Below are 19,583 nucleotides of genomic sequence, written 5' to 3' on the forward strand. Positions count from 1 at the left end.
GGGCAAAAGCCCTATTTCTTATTGCTGGCGTTCATTTTGCCATATTGAGAACAAATTGTCGTATTTTTCTTGTTGTTGCCAAATATGACGATGTAATGCGGAAAGAATAATTGGGTCTTCTAAAATCGCTAACTGCTTTTCTTTACTCATTTTTTCTAAGTCTATGTGTTGATATTGTTCAATAAGCTCATTGCGTTTTTGTTGGTTTTTATTATTAACTCTATGTCTTGAAGTCGATAAAGAGCAAGTTAGCGCATTATATATAGGATCGACCAACGCCATAACAAAGCCATGCTCAACAAATGCAGTTTCAGTTTTAATTAAATATTCGCCTGTAAGAGTAACAGCTCTTGTAGGATGCGTTTCTTCAGGGGTTAAAAATAGTCCTGCTTTTTTTGCCTTCATGCCGATACTTGAAAGCCCAGATACTCTAATTACTAAAGGTGAAATGGTTAAAGGTATTAATATGGCTATATACCAATAAGTAAATTGTGGATTTAACCAGATAATTACTCCTAACCAGATAATACCTAATAATGACAGTGGCCAACAAAAATAAAATGACTCCCCCCATGTTAGAGCGTCGTCATTTCGGGATGGTGACTTCCATTGAATTTTACTGCCCATCCATGCTTTAAGTACAAATTTACTATGAAAGATCATGCGTATTGGCGCTAAAATCATTGACCAAATCATTTCAATCAGTATTGATAAAGTTAATTTAAATATACCGCCAACATCTTTTGCCCCAGTTCTGGCTATAATAATACCGTAGCTGAAGAATTTAGGTGCAAACAGTAAAACCATTGTGGTTGATAATAGTTGAATGGCTAATTGTTCATCCCACCTTGGCCAAGTCGGATAAAATTGGTTAGGTTGGAAGAAATATTGAGGCTCAGAAATATTAAACACCAATAATAATAGTGTCGAAAATATTAAAAATACTAGCCACAATAATGAAGAAATATAAGCCATGCCACTAGTTGCAAACATTAAACGATGGGTCAATTTAATACCGCTTTTGAAGATTAGCCTTAAATTAATTAAGTTACCCATACACCAGCGATTATCACGTTTTAAATCTTCAATCATATTACCAGGAAGCTCTTCATAACTTCCATTCATATTATAAGCAATCCAGACGCCATAACCAGCACGACGCATAAGCGTCGCCTCAACTAGATCATGCGATAAGATATGAATTGGACCCTTACGTTTTTGCAATGGAGATAATATGCAATGCTCAATAAAAGGTTTTAAGCGAATCATTGCATTATGTCCCCAATATTGCGCTTCGCTTAATTGCCAAAAGTGTGTACCAGAACAAAATATATCACTATAAATCTGGTTGGCAAATTGTTGAATACGTCCATAAAGCGTGGTCATTCTTACTGATTTTGGTGGTGATTGTAAAATACCGGCTTTTGGGGTCATTTCCATCATGGCGATCATTTTTAAAATGCAATCACCAGTCATGATACTATCGGCATCAAGGATCATCATGTATTCATATTGATGTCCCCAACGACGGCAAAAGTCATCAATATTACCACTTTTACGTTTTACTCGGCGTTTGCGATGGCGATAAAAAACGTTGCAACCATTGTTTTGTTTTGCTGCATTAAATTCAGCCCAAGCTTTAAGTTCGTTCACATATAGATCGGGATCGTTAGTATCACTTAATATATAAAAATCACAACAAGCTGCGTGGCCTGTTTCAGCTAAAGATTGATAAGTTGCTTGTAACCCAGCAAATACTCGAGCAACATCTTCATTACAAATTGGCATAACAAGAGCGGTTCGATGCTTTGCGTCGATATGTGATGCTGGGTCCTTGGGAATAGGAATAGTGTAACGGTCTTTACCCATGACGGCTAAAATTAGGCCCATAATGCTGGTCCAAAATCCAATGGAGATCCAACAAAACAAAATAGCAAACAGGATAATAATCGCCCCTTGTATGATATAAGGTATTATGCTGTAGATGGCTAATTCAGGATTGATATCCCAATTAGTCATAAAATTGATTTTTTGCCAACTTTGGTATGGTAATAAAGAAGATAGATAAGTGGTTCCATAATATGTTTGTACTACAATCAGCGCAAACATAATAAAGCGTCGAATTATAGCTAAAATATTAAAGTTATGTTTTGACTTGGCAATATAGCGCTGGTTCCAGATTTGAGGTTGAATTGGAACGCGTTCAACTTCAGGATAACTTGGTTGTTGTTTTCGGTCATCAATAAAAGAACTAGTATCGCCAATCTGATTTAAGCGATATTTTAAGAACTCAACATCATCAGGTGATGTTGTATTATTTTCATATTTTTGACGCCAAGCTTCAGCATCAGGTAGATTTGTAAAGTAATCTTTTTTCATATTTTTATCTTATAATAATAATGACTATTACATTACTATTGTGCTGGGTATTGCCCGCTCCAAGTTTCAGAAATCACTTCATTGGTTGCTTGTGAAGCGAGTTGTACACGAATATCCGTTGCCTTTTTACTATCTTGGACGTTGAATCTAACAATTACACGCCATCCTTTTATTATTGGATTGTACTGTGAATCACAGCTTACAATAGAGCCGTTAGTAATACTTGAAATTACTTTGACTGGGTCATTTTCTGATAATGAAGGACCAGCGAAGTCAATCACGTACGCATTAGAGCCATCAAGTTTACGAATTAAATTAGCTTGTTTTATATCGCCGAGTGATAATCGGGTACTAATAGCTTTTGCGATATTATTAGGATAACGCTGTAATTCATGTAATGAATAATGTAATCGATATTTTATATCAAGCACGTCGCCAGCTTTATATTGTTTTTCTGGCACCCAAAAAGTGACAATATTATCGTTAGTTTCGTCTGCTGTTGGGATTTCAACTAATTCGACTCGTCCTTTTTGCCAATCGCCTAAAATTTCAGTCCAAACGCTTGGTCGTTTTTCATAGTGATCATCGAGATCTTGATAATCATCAAAACCTTTATCACGCTGAATTAAGCCAAAAGCTTTTGGGTTTTCTAAACTATACGATGAAAACGATAGACGTTTAGGGTTATTTAATGGACGCCATATCCATTCGTTATTATTAGCTAAAATTGACAGACCATTAGAGTCATGCATTGCAGGTCGATAATTTAACAATGGTGATGGTTGATTAGGCCCAAATAAAAACATACTGGTGAGTGGGGCAATGCCAAGTTTTTTTACAGAATCGCGGAAAAAGACCTTAGCTTGAACTGTAACAGTAGTATCAATACTTGGAATCAATGTAATTTTATAAGCACCAGTTACGCTTGGTGAGTCAAGTAATGCATAGATAACTAAATGTTTTTGATTTGGTTCTGGTCTTTCAATCCAGTACTCTTTGAAACGTGGAAATTCTTCACCAGACATTTCTCCAGTGTTAATGGCAAGCCCTCTTGCCGAAAGACCATAGCGTTGATCTTTACCTACCGCACGAAAATAACTGCCACCAAGAGCTGAAAATATTTCATCGTCGGTTTTTGTTGGATTATTAATTGGGTAATGGACTTTAAAACCAGCAAAACCCAAATTTTTAGTATCTAGTTTATCAAGATTAATCTGGCTTAAATCAAAATAGCTAGGATCATATTGTATTGGAGTTATTTGGTTATTAACAATTTCATTAATCTTTATTGGAACATCAAAGTACATTCCTTCGTGATAAAACTCAAGTTTAAAACGACTTTTTTGATCACCCCAGTAAGCTTTTTTATGATTAAATAGAATTTTTTGGTAATCAGCAAATTGTAAAGATGCTAATTCATTAGGAATATTTTTAGATGGTTGAACATAAGCCTTTTTAGATAGTTTTTCAGCTTTTTCAACTACATCATCAAGCGAAAAAGCCCATGCAGAAAAACTAATACAAGTAGCTGAAGCTAAGCAAAGCACCTTGCAAATTAAAGTTTTATTAAACTTATGAATTGGAAATAAATTGCACATAAAAGACTCGCGTTAGTATTATCTAAAAATATTGAAATAATTGATAATATTGTTTTTTGGATCATCTAAGCATTTCTCAACGTAATCCACTTTCATTTCTTGAAGAATGCTTGGGTTTTCGTTTATTAGGAAGTAAGAATAGTCATCTTTAGTAATCTTTGCTTTTAAGGATGAGATATCTTGTTCTGACATTCTAAATTGTGGTCGAAAATATTGTGTTATTTTTGCATTATCTTTTGTATAAATTGCTGCAACGAAATCAGCTGAATATTGGCAATAACTTTTTATATTGTTTTCAGTTGCTTTTATTTTACTTAGTTCCATATTATGTTCGGCTTGGTTTTCCTCAACTACTTTTTTGAGTTGCACATGATACTTTAATTTATATAGTTCATTTAAATAAAAATTCAATACACAAGAGGAGAGATTGTTATTGCCTTTACAATTTAGAATACCTTGTTTAATAATGTAGTTATCGAAGTTTTTATCACCAACAAACCGAATTAGTTGATTTTTAGCATCAACAACATAAGGGTCGTTAGTTTCAGTTTGTTGTTTTAATAGAGATAGTTGCTCTGTTTCGGAAATTGGTTCATTATTTTTTAAAGGTAAATTTTTTTTTGCACAACTTGTGACAAGAATAGCGACAAAGGTGCATATAAGGATATTACTTACTTTCATTTATCAAATTCCATGAGCATATTCTTTAGGTTAATTTTAAAGCGAGCAACTTTGCCACTAATTTAGTCACGTTATTAGTAACAACAGCCACTTATAACGATTATTGTTATAGCGCGAAATTATATACTCTTATTATTTTAAAAAACACTAGCAGATTAAATTAAATTTATAAAAATTGTACTTTATATACGGTCATTTCTCTCTAATGTTTGCATATTTTTTTATTATCGACCGTAAATTTAGTTTCATGATCAACTGAGGATTTAAATTTCCCCTTTGCTTTTAAAAAAGCGATTAGTTGCTCGGCATTCATGTTGGATTTTGAACAAGTATGAAATATGGCATCTTCTCCAAACTTACTTTTGATAGCATCAAGTAAAGAAGATTCGGTATAATTGTTTCCATTCATCATATGCAATACTTCGTGTCCATGAATTGACATTATAGCCTCCCTGAATTATTGTTCATTTTAATGATTAATTCATTATTTTTAGTCCCGAAAGATAACAGATATTTTTAATAAGAAAAAGAGGTTTGATATTAAAAATATAATAAAGTTTTAATTATTCCCCCTGATTTACATCGGGGGAAGAAATAACAGCAAAAAGCTGTAAATTCAAGCAAGAATAATCTTTCTTTTATTTTTAATTGTTGGCTAATTTTGTAATGATTGATTGATTTTCGCTTTTAACCTGGTGAATAACAACAGATATAGTATCAGCAAGTTTGTAGCAAACCTCATCTTTAATTTTGATGATTCCTTCATCGGGTAAAGGAGTAATTTCTTCCTTGACTGAGTGAATCATTGAAAGTGGCATAAATGCAAAAGCGCCTATATCACATAAACGAACTCGAGCACCACCACGATTGATATCGATAATTTCAGCAGAAAAACTTTCACCTACTTTATTTGATAAGTATTGAGCATAAAGGTTTTCAGCCATATCACGTTCTGCATAGCGTAATGTTTTGCGTCTTTCATTCATGTTTTTTAATTGATCTTTATCGGGTGCGACTAATTCTTGTGATCGGATAAATGCTTTGATTAATCGATGGTTGACCATATCACCATATTTACGTATTGGTGAAGTCCATGTTGCATAGGCATCAAATCCCAAACCAAAATGTGGTTTAGGTTCAGTTGAAAAATCAGCAGGGCTTTGGAACTTGCGAAGTTTTGTGGACAAAAATGGAGTGTTGTCGATTATACGACGCAACTTTACGTAACCATCGAAAGATAATAATGATTCTTTATCAAACTCAGTGATTCCGTTGTCATTTAAAAAAGTCACTACTTGTTCAATATATTTATTATCAAAACCTGAATGAATATTAAAAATTCCAAAACCAATTTTATTTTTTAATTGCAATGTTAAAGCTTGGTTAGCTAAAACCATGACTTCTTCTACTATTTGATTTGCAATCCGACGAGACTCTTTAATTATTGATTTAACTTGGCGATTTTCATCAAGTTCAAAACGATAATCTCCATTATCTTTAAAAACTAATGCATGATTTTGCCGCCATGTCATACGAATTTTTGCTAAGTCAGCTAAATGTTTAAGTTGCTGTTTAATAATTGGATTGTTAGTTTCTAAATCTTCATTATTTTCTAAAAAATTAGAAACATTGTTATAAGTTAATTTAGCTTTTGATTCAATCCAAGCTGGTATAAAAGTGATCTCATCGCTATTAATATTGCCCGTTTCGTCAATACTCATTTTACATATCATTGCTGGACGTTTTTGATTTGCTTTTAATGAACATAAATCATTGGCAAGCTCTTTGGGTAGCATAGGGATATTAAAATCAGGCAAATAAGTGGTAAAATTTCTGATTTTGGCAATACGATCAAGTTCGCTATCTTGTAATACATAAGCGGTAGGATCGGCAATGGCAACCATCAATTGATAATCTCCTTGTTCACCTTTTGATATCGCAATAGCATCATCCATATCTTCTGTATCTTCGCTATCGATGGTGAAAAAGTTAACATCGGTTAAATCTTGACGGTTATCAAGTTCAGTACCGTTAATTGATAATGAATCGAACTGTGGGGCGTGAGTTTCTAAATCGTAGCGCGCTAACGTTTTTAGCCAAAGTTGATAAGGTGAATTGCTTTCAGCAACAAAACGAACAATTTCGGCAAGAAATTGATTCTGTTCTTCTTGCAAAGGGTGAGAAACAAGCGTTGCCAAAACCCAATCGCCTTCTTTTAGTTTTTCGCTAACTTGCTTGTTTATTTTGCAACGAATGGCTAGATTAGTTGACATATTTTCAGGATAAATAACCATTGCACGATCTTGAAAGCCTATTTTGCCAATAAATTTTTGCAATGCACTTTCAATTAATGATTCAGGTTCAAAAGACTCTTTATCGTTATTACTTATTACTGTCCCTGATACCTTATCACCATTGCAAACTCTTTTCATTTTAGCAATAGGGATGAAATAACTTTTTTTATTATCAACATCTAAAAAACCAAATCCTTTTTCATGAGCTCTAATAGTGCCTTCAACGCGTGGTGTTTGCTCATGGAGTTCTTGTTTTAATTGTGCAAGTAGAGGGTTATTTTGAAACATATGGCCTAACACTAGTTAAAAAGTTGGTATTAAATTCTATCATATTTATGCAAATTGTGGTTATTGAATTAATCGGTGATGGTATTGAAAATAGACGTATAATAATGCCACTTAAAATAATTGGTCGAATTAAAGTATGAAATTAAACTATAAATTACAGGGTGATGGAAAGTCGATAGTGTTTTTACATGGGGTATTTGGGAGTTTAGATAATTTAAATATGTTAGCGAAGGATTTTATGCAGTATTATCAAACCGTGCAAGTTGATCTGCGTAATCATGGGCATTCCCCTTGGTCTGATAAGATAACTTATCAAACTATGGCTGAAGATGTAGCTGAACTTTGTTATGATTTACAATTAAAAGATATAATATTAGTTGGTCACTCAATGGGGGGGAAGATTGCTTTGCAATTATCGCAAATGCTTTCAGATTCTATCCAAAAAATTGTTGCTATCGATATTGCGCCTATAAAATATCACCGTTCGGCCAATGCCACTATTTTAAGAGTGTTAATGTATTGCCTTAGTAACAAAATTACCGATAAAAAGCAGATCATCAATTTAATGGAACAAGTAGGTATTAACATGCCAACCATTCTTTTTTTACTAAAATCGTTTAAGAATGATAAATGGTTGTTTAATATTGAAGCAATTAATTCACAATATGCTCATATATGCGATTGGCAAAATATCTCTCCTTGCTTAAAACCCACGTTATTTATTCGGGGAAATAACTCTACTTATATTACAAATGAAGCTTATCCAGCGATTTTCGAACAATTTCCTAATGCAAAAATTGAAGTAGTTGAAGGTGCAGGGCATAATGTTCACGCTGAAAAAACGTCACAAGTTTTGCAACTTCTACATAACTGGATAGAGGGATGAATGGTATTTAACTTGCAAACATTTAGAGTGAATTACAAAATAATCGTTGCTGCTTGGCAACTTGTTTGTTAGGTGCATTAACCGTTATAACAACCATTTTACACTGAGCATTATAAGTTTTACTGGTGAGCTTATAGTGCCAACCAGAAGGAATAATTTGGTTTGTGGTATAAGGGTAGCTATCAAGTAGCTGAAAAGCAATTTTGTTGGCACGTAAGTAGTTTGTAAAGTAGTGATGTTTATAAAACAATGCTTGTTGGTAATTAACAAATCCTAACATAATAATTGAAAATAATAGCGTTGCTATCATAACTTCAATTAAACTAAAGCCAGCTATTTTTTTCTTTTTGTTATTCACAATAAATAGCCCTTTTTTCTGGGCAATAATCGAGCCAATGACCTTTTTCAACAATCAATCGATTATTATCAAAATGTGCGAGTGTATATAAATAGAAGTCTTTAGCTTCGCCCCTTACTAACACATACTTATCAATTTTTAATAAAGACTTTTTTATACATGCTTTTAATTGATAAGTGGGTTCAGTCATACAATACCAATTTGTTTTAGGAGTTTGCCAATTTTGGGTTATTGCCCAAGTTAAAGATGAACTAGCTTGATTAAATTTTTGATAGTATTGACTTTCCATTAAGATAGTTTTTTGCCACGAGGTAATAAGTATATTAAAACCAATTAATAGCACCAATCCCACAACCATCAAAATAATTACCATTAAAATAGTGCTAAACCCAGACGAAGTATAAATTTGTTTAAAATAGGTTTTCATTTTTGATTATTTCAGTTATGTGATAATTAATCTGCTTGTTTTTTCTTAATTCAGCAGTAACAGATAGACTAATGGCATCGGGTAGCTGTTTTATTGTAAAATCGGTTACTTTGATTTCGTTTGAATCAAATAAGTTTTCCCATTTAGTTCCAAAACAATCTATTGCTCCTGTTTTATAGGCTATATTGTTTTCTTTATAGCGATAGGTAAAAACATCTGACTTTATAGGGGAAAATTTGTCCCAAACCCAAGAATTGCGAATTTCGCTATCGTATCGAAGAACAATACATTTTCCTTGTTTATCGATTTTAATAGCTTTAGCTGTTATTTTTTTGGGGTCATTAGCAATAAAACCAGCTCGTCTTATGTCTTTTTTCATACCAGCTAATCCAAGTTCAATTGCCTGTTGTAAACGTATTTTTTGATAATATTGCATAATACTTGTTTGTAATTGAATGTAAAACGAGGTTATACCCATAAAAATTAGACTTGATAATATTAAGCTAATAAGCATTTCAAATAAGGAATATCCAGATGCTTTTAACATCGAGGTAACCCTGTTATATAGCTATTTTCTGCACAGAATCGAATGCGTCCAAATAAAGAAATAAAAATCCTGCTAGTACCTATCTTATTTTTTAATTGGAAAGACATTGTTTGTGCTAAGTTGCGACGACCTAAGATCAAAGCATTTTTATTGTTTAATAATTCACTAATTTCAACAGAATTATCAGGTTTGATAAAATAAAGTACTCCTTCACTGCATGATGTAGGTTTTTCATCGTTAGTGATTGCAATGCACCAAGGTGAAGTAAATTGGTGAATAATGTAATTCTCATTTTTAATCGACGCTTTTATTTGAACTTCATACAAAAAATAAGCTAACTGTTTGGTTGTATAAGCTAATTCATTACGCAGCTGTTGCTCTTTCCAATGCTCAACGCCTATTGTGACTAAAATAGCACTAATACAAATAGTTATTAACAATTCTAGTAATGAAAATCCCCAATTTTGCATAATATTGTCTTGGTAACTATCACGATAGTTGCAGAGTACATTTTAATTAAACAATTGGTTATTTGACATTCTAGATTTGTGATACATTGCTCAAATAAATTGTGCTTTTTTCGTTAATACTTTGCTTTTTGTTTTGATGAAAAGTTTATTTAAAAATTACGTCAAAAAGCGGTTGGCAAGTATATTGATTTTACTAAGTTTTTTATTTTGTTTTTCCTGGATTCAAACATGAAGTGCAATTTTAAACACGGTGGAGTGAAGAAAGTAGAAAGGTGATTTATACTAGCACCTTCGCACCATCACAGTTTGGAGATTGTTATGTATTATAATCACCTTTCTAGGAAGGAAAGATACTAGATTTTTGTATTTATAACTATACACAATATCTATTGAACTTACACACAAGAAAACGGCATAAGTTTAAAAGCCCTGTCGCTTTTTATTCTAAGCGTTAAGACGAATTACACTTCATGGTGCAATCAAGGAAATTAACAAAAAACTTAAATAAAATCAATAGTCCATTTGAACGCTTTTAAAGCAAGAAACACACTTATAGCACTACAAGGCTAATATGCTTGCCTTATTAGAGCGTCAAAATGTGCCGATAACGAAGTAAAGCTAGTACGCTAAACTAGGTTGTTGGGCGTGTTTGTGTTTTAGATGTTATCAGCAATATTAATCATTCCGCAAAATACAAAAACTTACAAAACTAACACCTTATTTTAATTAGAAAATTAACCCATCTATTCTATAAAGACAAATCGTTTTTATTTTTACATTTCTTTACAAAAAAGTCCGCCAAAAAACTAGCCAACAATTTTTAAAATGGTTATACTTTTATCGCTATAGGAAAACAAGCTTATTAAATAAGCAAATAATTATAAAAATATAAATAAAACAAATAATTACTTGACAGGTGAACCATGATGCATTATCATTTTAGCCACCAGCACTGGCAAACCTATGCCTTAAATTTATTAAATAATCCTATTCGAAGAGTTTTTGCACGAAACTCATTTATATCATCGAAATTATCTCTCGAATTGTTATCGAAATTATTCACAAAATTATTTTCAAAAATCCCATTGGCATTAGTGCCGTTGTTGTTATTGCCGTACTCCTTAGAATCGCAGGCATTATCGGCCACGACTTCTGAGCGCATTCACGGTACTGCGCCTTATTTAACCTTTGATGGTGGTGTTACTAAAGTGACTAAAACAGAGGACTTATTAGGTATTAAGTTATCAGATGGTCGAACATTCACATCGCAAAATAATTCTTCATCACCAACAGCGCCAATCAAGTTACCTAATGTAGGGGATACCTTGGCTGATATTGAAATGATAGTCCCGCCATTAAGTGACTCAATAAATATAAATGACTTAGTGACACAAGGTAAATGGAGAGACGATGATGGAGATGGACAGGGAGCAGGTGGAGTTACTGCATTAGGAAGTATATCGTTAGCAATAACGGATAAAGATGGCAATACCATTAATCGTAGTGATGCATTAGATATATGTAATGCACCTTATAAGGTAACTTTAAGTAGTACTGGAGGTAGTTTAACTACACAATATGGTTTGCCAGATAGTAGTACTTTTAGTGGAGGAACAGCGGAGTATTATATCACGCCATCACAGCCCGTTATTTGTGCAGTCAGGCCGAATCTAACTTATGGCACAGACAGCTTCTCAGGTCCTGCTAACATATGGAATCCAGCTAAGGGCTTTTTAGTTCAGTCTACTAATCCATCATCTTACGGTTTAAATTTTCCAACAACAGGTGCAGATGGATTGTATTTTGATTTGGATATAGGTGGAATAGATGCAAGTCAGTTTAGTTGGACAGTTACCACACGTGGTGATATAACGGCAACGGTGAGTTGGGTTAGGCCGCGTTCAGGTTCATTTATAGACCCATGGGGAAGTACTGTACAATATGATAATTGGATTAGAGATAAATCCAAGAATGTAACACGGGTAACGTTGAATGGTCCAGAGGCAAGAAGCTTGTGGAGCAATTCTAATCCTAGTCAAATTACCGTGCCATCTTTGCCACAGACATTTGAGTTGGTGGGAAGTGATAGAAGTGGTAATGGGGTGAGATATGGCTTTGTCTTAAAGCAGTGGTTCGTCAATCGGGGGGCTCAAAGAACTAGCGTTTCTAATCAAACCACATGGTGTAATAGTTTGGGTTATCGTTTGTCACGGGTAAGTGATTTAACCAATGCGAAGTGTGATGTAAATAGTAGTAGGTTCCCATGTATAAATAACATAGATGGTGCGATGCCGTCGTCAGGTACTTTTTATTATAGACGTCATGTAGGAGCAGGTTTTTTCACGGAGTGGGGTAATATGAACAGCTATGCTGATACGGGTTTCATCAGCAACAACTACTGGACGAGTGATGCCACAAGTATCCGTAATTTCCATGTTCTCTCTACTAGTGGCGGCGTTGACGGCAACGGTAACAGTTACAGCTTCTCTGCTGCTTGCACCACACCTTAGTTTTTAGTGTTTAGTTCTTAATCCTTAGGCGCGGGGGGGGACGGTGCTTGAGAGGATAATATAACAAAGAATAAAGCCCCCGCGTAAGTTGGGGCGTTTTCCTTAGGGTTGCGCTATTGTGGCGAAGCCACAATCGCGCCGCCCCCCGCCGCCGACGCAGAAAGCGTGGCAGGTAGTCCAGTATTACGCTGTGGCGGTTTAAAGCTGTGGTCTATTTTAGTTCGGCAAGGTTTCGGACGTATTGACCTTTGGGGAATAAAATAGCTATCTTGAATATGTCCTAGCAAGGGGAATTAGAGTGAACTCCTTTTGCAATCCCACGCTTTAGCGCATAATGTGTCTACGGCGCTTCTCGTATCATCCTGATACTCGCCTTTTCGAGGCCATCTTCTCTGTGCTCAGATGTTCAAATTTGTTCCAGACAAATTTGTCTGACGCGAGAATAAGACAAATAACATAGCCTTAGGTGGTTTTTGTGAGTTGTTTTGTGTTAAAAAGCAGTGCAATTACATCCCAAAAGTGATCAGAAAAAGTATTGATTTTTATTAAAGCTTTTATTTTTCTGTTTTTTTGTGATTTCCTATGACTTTACTAAGATTTCGATTGTTTTTGATTGCTTGGATATTGATTGTGGTGTTTTGATTAAACCACTTAAAAAGCAAGAAAGATTATATTATACTGTCCATCTAATTATTATTTGCTAACGGACTATAAATTAAAGGAAACTTGAGATGCAACAATTACAAACTATTATTGAAGCAGCATTTGAACGTCGTGCTGAGATTACACCGTCAAATGTTGATACAGTTACACGTGATGCGATTAACCAATGCATTGCTTTATTAGACAGTGGTAAAATGCGTGTCGCAGAAAAAATCAATGGTGATTGGGTAACTCATCAATGGTTAAAAAAAGCGGTTTTGCTCTCTTTCCGTATTAACGAAAACCAACTGATTGATGGCGGTCCGACTAACTATTATGACAAAGTGCCATTAAAATTTGCTGAATATGATCAAGCAAGATTCCAACAAGAAGGTTTCCGTGTTGTTCCATCTGCTATTGCTCGTAAAGGTGCCTATGTTGCTCGAAATACTGTATTAATGCCATCTTATGTCAATATTGGTGCTTATGTCGATGAAGGTACGATGGTTGATACATGGGTGACAGTTGGTTCTTGTGCGCAAATTGGTAAAAATGTTCATTTATCGGGTGGTGTTGGTATTGGTGGTGTTTTAGAACCGTTACAAGCTAACCCAACCATTATTGAAGATAACTGTTTTATTGGTGCACGTAGCGAAATTGTTGAAGGCGTTATTGTTGAAGAAGGTAGCGTAATTTCAATGGGTGTATTTATTGGTCAAAGTACTAAAATATATGACCGTGCAACTGGTGAAATTCACTATGGACGTGTACCAGCTGGTTCAGTAGTTGTTTCTGGCAACTTACCGACAAAAGATGGCAAATATAGTCTTTATTGTGCAGTTATTGTGAAAAAAGTTGATGCTAAAACTTTAGGTAAAGTAGGTATCAATGAATTGCTTCGTACTATCGATTAATTCACGCTTATATTTTAAAGTCGTCTAAATTATTGTTAGGCGACGATTATTCTATTTATTAACTAGATAATTTTAGTTTTATAACCATTAGAAGAGGAGAATTTATGCCTTCTTTTGATATCGTTTCAGAAATTCAAATGCCAGAAGTTAAAAATGGTGTTGAAAATGCCACTCGTGAGTTAGCTACTCGTTGGGACTTTAAAAATGTTGAAGCATCGTTTGAATTAAATGAAAAAAATGAAACGATTAAAGCAACAAGCCAATCTGATTTTCAAGTACAGCAACTGCTCGATATCCTGCGCGATAAGCTAGCTAAACGAGGTATTGATGGTGGTGCACTTGAAATTCCTGAAGAAATGGAGCACAGCGGTAAACTTTATAGCATTACGGTTAAGCTTAAGCAGGGTATTGATAAAGAGCTATCTAAAAAGATTGTAAAAGCGATCAAAGACAGCAAAATTAAAGTACAAGCTCAAGTACAAGGTGAACAAGTCCGTGTTACAGGTAAATCACGTGATGATTTACAAGCTACTATGGCATTGGTTAAAAATAGCGAATTTGGTCAACCGTTTCAATTTACCAATTTTAGAGATTAATGTGTTATTGAGTTGATATTGCCAACAATTGTCGGCAATATTATCCCTTAAACTTTGTAAAAAATTTCAGAAAAGACAGTGTTTGAATAAGGGGATGCAATAACTATTATGATGTTTTAAACCTGAATGTAAGTAGATAAAAAAACGAGATTTTTTGTAAATACGTTATGCTGTCTGCTTGTCTATCCTCTTAATTATAACAATATTTATTATGATGAAAAAAGTAGCTATATATTTATTTTTTCTTATCTTTTCTGGGCATTTGTTTGCACAAGAACCTAATAGCGAAGTAAAGGAAATAAAGAAAGTTTTTATTGATAATCTATTATCAAAAATGACGCTTCAAGAAAAAGCGGGACAATTGCGCCTAATTAGTGTTGGTGGTGATCTAACGTTAGATAAAGTACTTGATAAAATTGAAGCAGGTGAAATTGGTGGCATTTTTAATACTGTTGTCGAACCTGACCTTTCTCAAATGCAGGAGCGTGCTCTAAAATCTCGCAATAAAATTCCTCTATTTTTTGGTTTTGATATAATTCATGGACATAGAACTATCTTCCCAATTAATTTAGGTATTGCATCCACTTGGGATCGTAGTGCAATTGCAAAAGCTGCTGAAGTATCAGCTGACGAAGCTACCTCGGATGGATTAAATATAACTTGGGCGCCAATGGTTGATATTACACGTGATCCTAGATGGGGGCGTGTGTCTGAAGGGTTTGGAGAAGATCCTTATTTAACCTCAGAAGCTGGGCGGATTTTTGTTGAAAAGATGCAAAAGCAATCGCTTGCCGATAAAAAATCATTGGTGACATCAGTAAAACATTTTGCACTTTATGGCGCAGTTGAAGCAGGGCGTGAGTATAACAGTACGGATATGAGCGAACGCAAAATGTTCCAAGAATATCTTGTGCCTTATAAAGCAGCAATTGATGCAGGTAGCAGGGCAGTTATGGTTTCGTTAGTGAGCGTTAATGGTATTCCAGCAACGGGGAATCATTGGTTGTTAACCGAAGTGCTACGGAATCAGTGGCATTTTGATGGTGTTGTTGTCAGTGATCATGGGGCTATTCGTGAACTTATTAATCATGGCGTAGCTAGTGATCCGAAAGATGCTGTACGTGTTGCGATTAAAGCTGGCATTGATATAAGTATGAATGATGAATATTTCTTACAATTTTTACCTGAATTAGTCGAAGAAGGTGCCATTACAGAAGATGAAATAAATCAAGCTTGTCGTCATGTACTTGAACTTAAATATGATATGGGGTTATTTAGTGATCCTAATCGTAATTTAGATCCAAAATTAGATATCGATACAATGTTTGCTGATAATCGATTACATCGTGAAGAAGCTCGTGATGTGGCACGCCGCAGTATTGTGTTATTAAAAAATGAGAATGAGATATTACCGCTAGCTAAAAATAAGAAAATTGCGGTGATTGGTCCATTAGCTGATTCAAAACGTGATATTTTGGGGAGTTGGTCGGGAGCTGGGCGTGCTAATTTAGCGGTAACTCCATTAGAAGGTATTAAAAATGCAGTTAAAAATCCTGAATCAATTAGCTATGCATTTGGTGCCAATCTTTCTGATGATAAAAATTTATATCGGTTTTTAAATTTATACGGAGAAACAACTAAATTTGATAATCGACCAGCCGACAAAATGATTGCAGAAGCGATGAAAATAGCTAAAAAAGCTGATATTGTTATTGCCTTTGTTGGTGAGGCAGAAGGTATGGCTCATGAGTCATCAAGTCGAACAGAACTATCTTTGCAAGCAACTCAAAAACAATTAATTAAAGCAATGAAAAAGACAGGTAAACCTTTGGTCATTGTCTTAATGAATGGTCGTCCTTTAACATTATCTGAAGAGTATGCTCAAGCTGATGCTATGCTTGAAACTTGGTTTTTAGGAACTGAAGGAGGTAATGCCATTGCCGATGTACTATTTGGTGACTATAACCCTTCGGGTAAATTACCCATGTCTTTTCCTTATAATGTTGGGCAGATCCCAGTCTATTATAGCCATTTGAATACAGGCCGTCCTCGTGGTACGGAAAATATGGGCAAATATACAACCTCGTATTTTGATAGTCCTAATGAGCCGTTATTCCCCTTCGGATTTGGTTTGAGTTATACCAATTTTGCGATGGACTTTTCGTTATCAAGTACTAAAATGAATCGAGATGGTGAAATTATTGTCACCGTTAATGTTGAAAATACAGGGAATAGAGAAGGTATGCAGACCGTCCAGCTTTATTTGCAAGATGTGACAGCGTCGGTTAGCCGCCCAGTGAAAGAGTTAATTGGTTTTGATAATATTACTTTAAAACCGCACACTAAGGGGCAAGTAAAATTTGTGATTAAATATGACATGCTGAAATTCTGGAACAATAAAATGCAATATGTTGCCGAACCAGGAAAATTTAATGTGTATATCGGTAGTGATTCGACAACTCAGGACAAGCAAACATTTACTTTGCTTGATTAATACTTGTTAAGTAATTTGGGTAATTTTCACATAGGATAATGCTGTGCAAAATGATATTACTTTTTATCAACGTTTTAAGTCTGATATTTTAGCTGGTTTAAAAGTCATTACCATTCGAGATAAGAGTGAATCACATTTTAAAGTTGGTGATAAGCTTCGTGTTGGAACTTTTGAAACTGATGAGTATTTTTGTACAATTAAAATAGTTAACATTACACAAATTACATTTGATCAACTTACCGAAAACCATGCCCAACAAGAGAATATGACTTTGAGTGATTTGAAAAAAGTAATTTCTGACATATACCCCAATGAAAATCATTTTTTTGTAATTCATTTTTCGCTCTTATAATAAAAAAGACGCATTGTTAATGCGCCCCTATTTATTTTTATAACTAGCAAAAAACTATTGATTTATAGGTAGCACATCTAAAATTAAACCATCCACAGCAATAATTTCAACACGCTGCCCAACATTAAGATCTTCAACGCATCTTGCCGACCATGTTCCATCTTTGATTTTTACCCGACCTGAGCCATTAACAATAGCATCTGTGACAACTGTTTTAATACCAATTAAATCTTGTTGTGGCTGATTGATTTCGCCTTTACTTGATTTATCTTTACCTTGCTTTTTGAGCCAAAGCCACCAAAGATAAGCAGATACAAGCGTTAGAATTGCAAATAAAATCCATAAAATTGGCCAAGAAAGAGGTAAAATCCAAGCAATTAAACCAACAATAATAGCAGCTATCCCACTCCAAAGCCCGTATCCACCAGTACCAAGTAATTCTATAATCAGCAAAATACCGCCTAAAGCAATAAATACCCAATTGGGCGAACTATAGAAAACCATAAAAAAATCAGTCATTGTTGATTACCTTTATAATACATTCAGTAAAAATCTTAAACATAGCGTTTATAGATTTTGTTAAAAAGTTTCAGGAAACACTATGTTTAAGTATAAAATTTGATTTTTATTTAGTATTTTTAATCATTTCGTTAATGCCTCCAATGCTATCCATGATCCACAAAATTGGCCAAGAAAACGGTAAAATCCAAGCAATTAAAACAATAATAAAAGTAGCGATCCCACTCCAAAAACCATATTTGCCAGTATTGAGTAATTTTATAACTAGCAAAATACCACCTAGAACAATAAATCCCCAATAAGGTGGATTATAGAAAACCATCAAAAAACCATTCATTATCAATCACCTCTAAGATTCATTCAGTGAAATTTCTAAATATAGAGTTTACGATTTTGTTGAAAAGTTTCAGGAAACACTATGTTTAAGTATAAAAATTGATTTTTTATTTCGTGTTTTTAATCAATTCAGCAATACCACCAATACTACCCATTAAACTTGACGCATCAAGTGGCATCATAATCACTTTACTATTATCCGATGAACCAATTTGTTGTAATGCTTCAGTATATTTTTGGGCAACAAAGTAGTTAATAGCATTAATATTACCTGCAGCAATAGCATCGGATACCATTTGAGTTGCTCTTGCTTCTGCCTCGGCAGCACGTTCACGCGCTTCGGCTTGTAAAAAGGCAGATTGTCTTTCACCTTCTGCTTTTAATATTTCAGATTGTTTTTCACCTTCAGAGCGTAAAATCGCTGCTTGACGAACACCTTCTGCTTCAAGAATTTCGGCACGTTTATTACGTTCTGCTTTCATTTGCGCATTCATCGCAGCAATCAATTCTGCTGGTGGGCGAACATCTCGAATTTCGATACGGGTAATTTTGATTCCCCATGGACTTGTTGCCTCATCGACAATACTTAGTAACTTAGAGTTAATATGATCACGTTGTGATAACATTTCATCCAATTCCATGCTACCTAAAACAGTACGAATATTAGTCATCATTAAATTAATGACAGCACGCTCTAATTGATTTACTTGATATGCAGCCCTTGCCGCTTCTTGTACTTGGATAAAGCAAACAGCATCAATTTGCACATTAGCATTATCTTTTGAAATGACTTCTTGTGATGGAATATCGAGTACTTGCTCCATCATATTAATTTTACGACCAACACCATCCATAAACGGAATAATGATATTTAAACCGGGTTCAAGTGTATGGGTATATTTACCAAAACGTTCGATAGTATATTGATAACCTTGGGGAACAATTGTAATTGCCTTTAAGACAGTAATTAACGCAAGCAAAACAATAACACCAATGACGATATAAAATACTGGCATAGTTCAAAAATCCTTATAATTTTTTATAATAAAAATGAGTCAACCATTTTATAGATTATTAAATTTTTTGCCTAGTTATAAATGCGAAGTTTGTTTTTAAAAATAAATAATCTCTTGACAGTGTGCTAGTAAACTAGTTTAATAGTACAAAATTTATTTTTAATCGATAAAAATTATGAAAGCACAATATTTACATCTTATTACTCGTCAATTCACCAGCTTTGGTTGGTGGTGCGTTACCTTTTGCGGGTGATGTAATGATGTATTGTCTTTTTT

The 19,583-nt window shown here is 34.3% G+C and carries 18 protein-coding genes and 1 other annotated feature (1 of these 19 only partly in view); of the genes, 6 read left to right on the forward strand and 12 right to left on the reverse strand.

The window, feature by feature from the left end; genetic code table 11:
- Positions 1-18: 18 nt before the first annotated feature.
- The 5 genes from mdoH to ACGH80_RS02050 all read right to left on the reverse strand — a co-directional run bounded on the left by mdoH (position 19) and on the right by ACGH80_RS02050 (position 7,240).
- Entirely contained in the window at positions 19-2,379 is a 2,361-nt protein-coding gene (mdoH, locus tag ACGH80_RS02030; RefSeq protein ID WP_174798015.1) for a glucans biosynthesis glucosyltransferase MdoH, read from the reverse strand.
- Positions 2,380-2,414: 35 nt separating this feature from the next.
- Positions 2,415-3,977 (reverse strand): glucan biosynthesis protein G, encoded by a 1,563-nt coding sequence (locus tag ACGH80_RS02035; RefSeq protein WP_174798016.1) that lies wholly within the window; start codon positions 3,975-3,977, stop codon positions 2,415-2,417.
- A gap of 18 nt (positions 3,978-3,995) precedes the next feature.
- Positions 3,996-4,658: a hypothetical protein gene (locus ACGH80_RS02040; RefSeq protein ID WP_065589216.1), complete on the reverse strand. Its 663-nt coding sequence runs from the start codon at positions 4,656-4,658 to the stop codon at positions 3,996-3,998.
- Between the two features lie 202 nt (positions 4,659-4,860).
- Positions 4,861-5,100, reverse strand: a complete 240-nt coding sequence (locus ACGH80_RS02045; protein ID WP_411630464.1) for a YecH family metal-binding protein — start codon at positions 5,098-5,100, stop codon at positions 4,861-4,863.
- A 202-nt stretch (positions 5,101-5,302) separates the two neighbouring features.
- Positions 5,303-7,240 carry an exoribonuclease II gene (locus tag ACGH80_RS02050; RefSeq protein WP_411630465.1) on the reverse strand — a complete coding sequence of 646 codons (1,938 nt, stop codon included), beginning with the start codon at positions 7,238-7,240 and terminating at the stop codon, positions 5,303-5,305.
- Between the two features lie 136 nt (positions 7,241-7,376).
- On the opposite strand from ACGH80_RS02050, the gene ACGH80_RS02055 reads away from it, so the two are divergent.
- Complete coding sequence (locus ACGH80_RS02055) at positions 7,377-8,126, forward strand: alpha/beta fold hydrolase (RefSeq protein ID WP_411591832.1); 750 nt, start codon at positions 7,377-7,379, stop codon at positions 8,124-8,126.
- Between the two features lie 22 nt (positions 8,127-8,148).
- Here the strand turns inward: ACGH80_RS02055 and ACGH80_RS02060 are convergent, their stop codons facing one another.
- The 4 genes from ACGH80_RS02060 to ACGH80_RS02075 are packed head-to-tail and all read right to left on the reverse strand — an operon-like array spanning position 8,149 to position 9,928.
- Positions 8,149-8,484 carry a prepilin-type N-terminal cleavage/methylation domain-containing protein gene (locus ACGH80_RS02060; protein ID WP_051634165.1) on the reverse strand — a complete coding sequence of 112 codons (336 nt, stop codon included), beginning with the start codon at positions 8,482-8,484 and terminating at the stop codon, positions 8,149-8,151.
- Positions 8,477-8,911 carry a DUF2509 family protein gene (locus ACGH80_RS02065; RefSeq protein WP_065610973.1) on the reverse strand — a complete coding sequence of 145 codons (435 nt, stop codon included), beginning with the start codon at positions 8,909-8,911 and terminating at the stop codon, positions 8,477-8,479. The genes ACGH80_RS02060 and ACGH80_RS02065 overlap by 8 nt, the downstream gene beginning before the upstream one ends.
- Complete coding sequence (locus ACGH80_RS02070) at positions 8,895-9,458, reverse strand: prepilin peptidase-dependent protein (protein WP_411591835.1); 564 nt, start codon at positions 9,456-9,458, stop codon at positions 8,895-8,897. Before ACGH80_RS02070 ends, ACGH80_RS02065 begins: the two co-directional genes overlap by 17 nt.
- Positions 9,452-9,928 (reverse strand): prepilin-type N-terminal cleavage/methylation domain-containing protein, encoded by a 477-nt coding sequence (locus tag ACGH80_RS02075; RefSeq protein ID WP_085164125.1) that lies wholly within the window; start codon positions 9,926-9,928, stop codon positions 9,452-9,454. The genes ACGH80_RS02070 and ACGH80_RS02075 overlap by 7 nt, the downstream gene beginning before the upstream one ends.
- A 923-nt stretch (positions 9,929-10,851) precedes the next feature.
- On the opposite strand from ACGH80_RS02075, the gene ACGH80_RS02080 reads away from it, so the two are divergent.
- The 5 genes from ACGH80_RS02080 to yqfB all read left to right on the forward strand — a co-directional run bounded on the left by ACGH80_RS02080 (position 10,852) and on the right by yqfB (position 17,436).
- Positions 10,852-12,438, forward strand: a complete 1,587-nt coding sequence (locus tag ACGH80_RS02080; protein WP_411630466.1) for a hypothetical protein — start codon at positions 10,852-10,854, stop codon at positions 12,436-12,438.
- A gap of 731 nt (positions 12,439-13,169) precedes the next feature.
- Complete coding sequence (gene dapD, locus ACGH80_RS02085; protein WP_034910674.1) at positions 13,170-13,994, forward strand: 2,3,4,5-tetrahydropyridine-2,6-dicarboxylate N-succinyltransferase; 825 nt, start codon at positions 13,170-13,172, stop codon at positions 13,992-13,994.
- 104 nt (positions 13,995-14,098) lie between these two features.
- Positions 14,099-14,590, forward strand: coding sequence for a YajQ family cyclic di-GMP-binding protein (locus tag ACGH80_RS02090; protein WP_065560184.1), 492 nt, complete (start codon positions 14,099-14,101; stop codon positions 14,588-14,590).
- Positions 14,591-14,801: 211 nt separating this feature from the next.
- Positions 14,802-17,084, forward strand: a complete 2,283-nt coding sequence (bglX, locus tag ACGH80_RS02095) for a beta-glucosidase BglX (protein ID WP_411630467.1) — start codon at positions 14,802-14,804, stop codon at positions 17,082-17,084.
- A gap of 43 nt (positions 17,085-17,127) precedes the next feature.
- Positions 17,128-17,436, forward strand: a complete 309-nt coding sequence (gene yqfB / locus ACGH80_RS02100; RefSeq protein WP_034910676.1) for a N(4)-acetylcytidine aminohydrolase — start codon at positions 17,128-17,130, stop codon at positions 17,434-17,436.
- Positions 17,437-17,490: 54 nt separating this feature from the next.
- Here yqfB and ACGH80_RS02105 read toward each other — a convergent pair whose 3' ends face one another.
- The 3 genes from ACGH80_RS02105 to ACGH80_RS02115 form a co-directional block, all read right to left on the reverse strand.
- A complete protein-coding gene (locus ACGH80_RS02105) occupies positions 17,491-17,955 on the reverse strand; it encodes an NfeD family protein (RefSeq protein ID WP_296301770.1) in 465 nt (154 codons plus the stop codon).
- Positions 17,956-18,061: 106 nt separating this feature from the next.
- Positions 18,062-18,292 carry a hypothetical protein gene (locus ACGH80_RS02110; protein WP_065610987.1) on the reverse strand — a complete coding sequence of 77 codons (231 nt, stop codon included), beginning with the start codon at positions 18,290-18,292 and terminating at the stop codon, positions 18,062-18,064.
- Positions 18,293-18,398: 106 nt separating this feature from the next.
- Positions 18,399-19,307: an SPFH domain-containing protein gene (locus ACGH80_RS02115; RefSeq protein WP_034910684.1), complete on the reverse strand. Its 909-nt coding sequence runs from the start codon at positions 19,305-19,307 to the stop codon at positions 18,399-18,401.
- 220 nt (positions 19,308-19,527) lie between these two features.
- Positions 19,528-19,583: a sequence feature (Trp leader region), on the forward strand (it continues 30 nt past the right edge of the window).

The sequence above is a fragment of the Gilliamella sp. BG1 genome (genome assembly GCF_046635625.1).
In the GTDB taxonomy this organism is placed as follows: Bacteria; Pseudomonadota; Gammaproteobacteria; order Enterobacterales; family Orbaceae; genus Gilliamella; species Gilliamella bombi.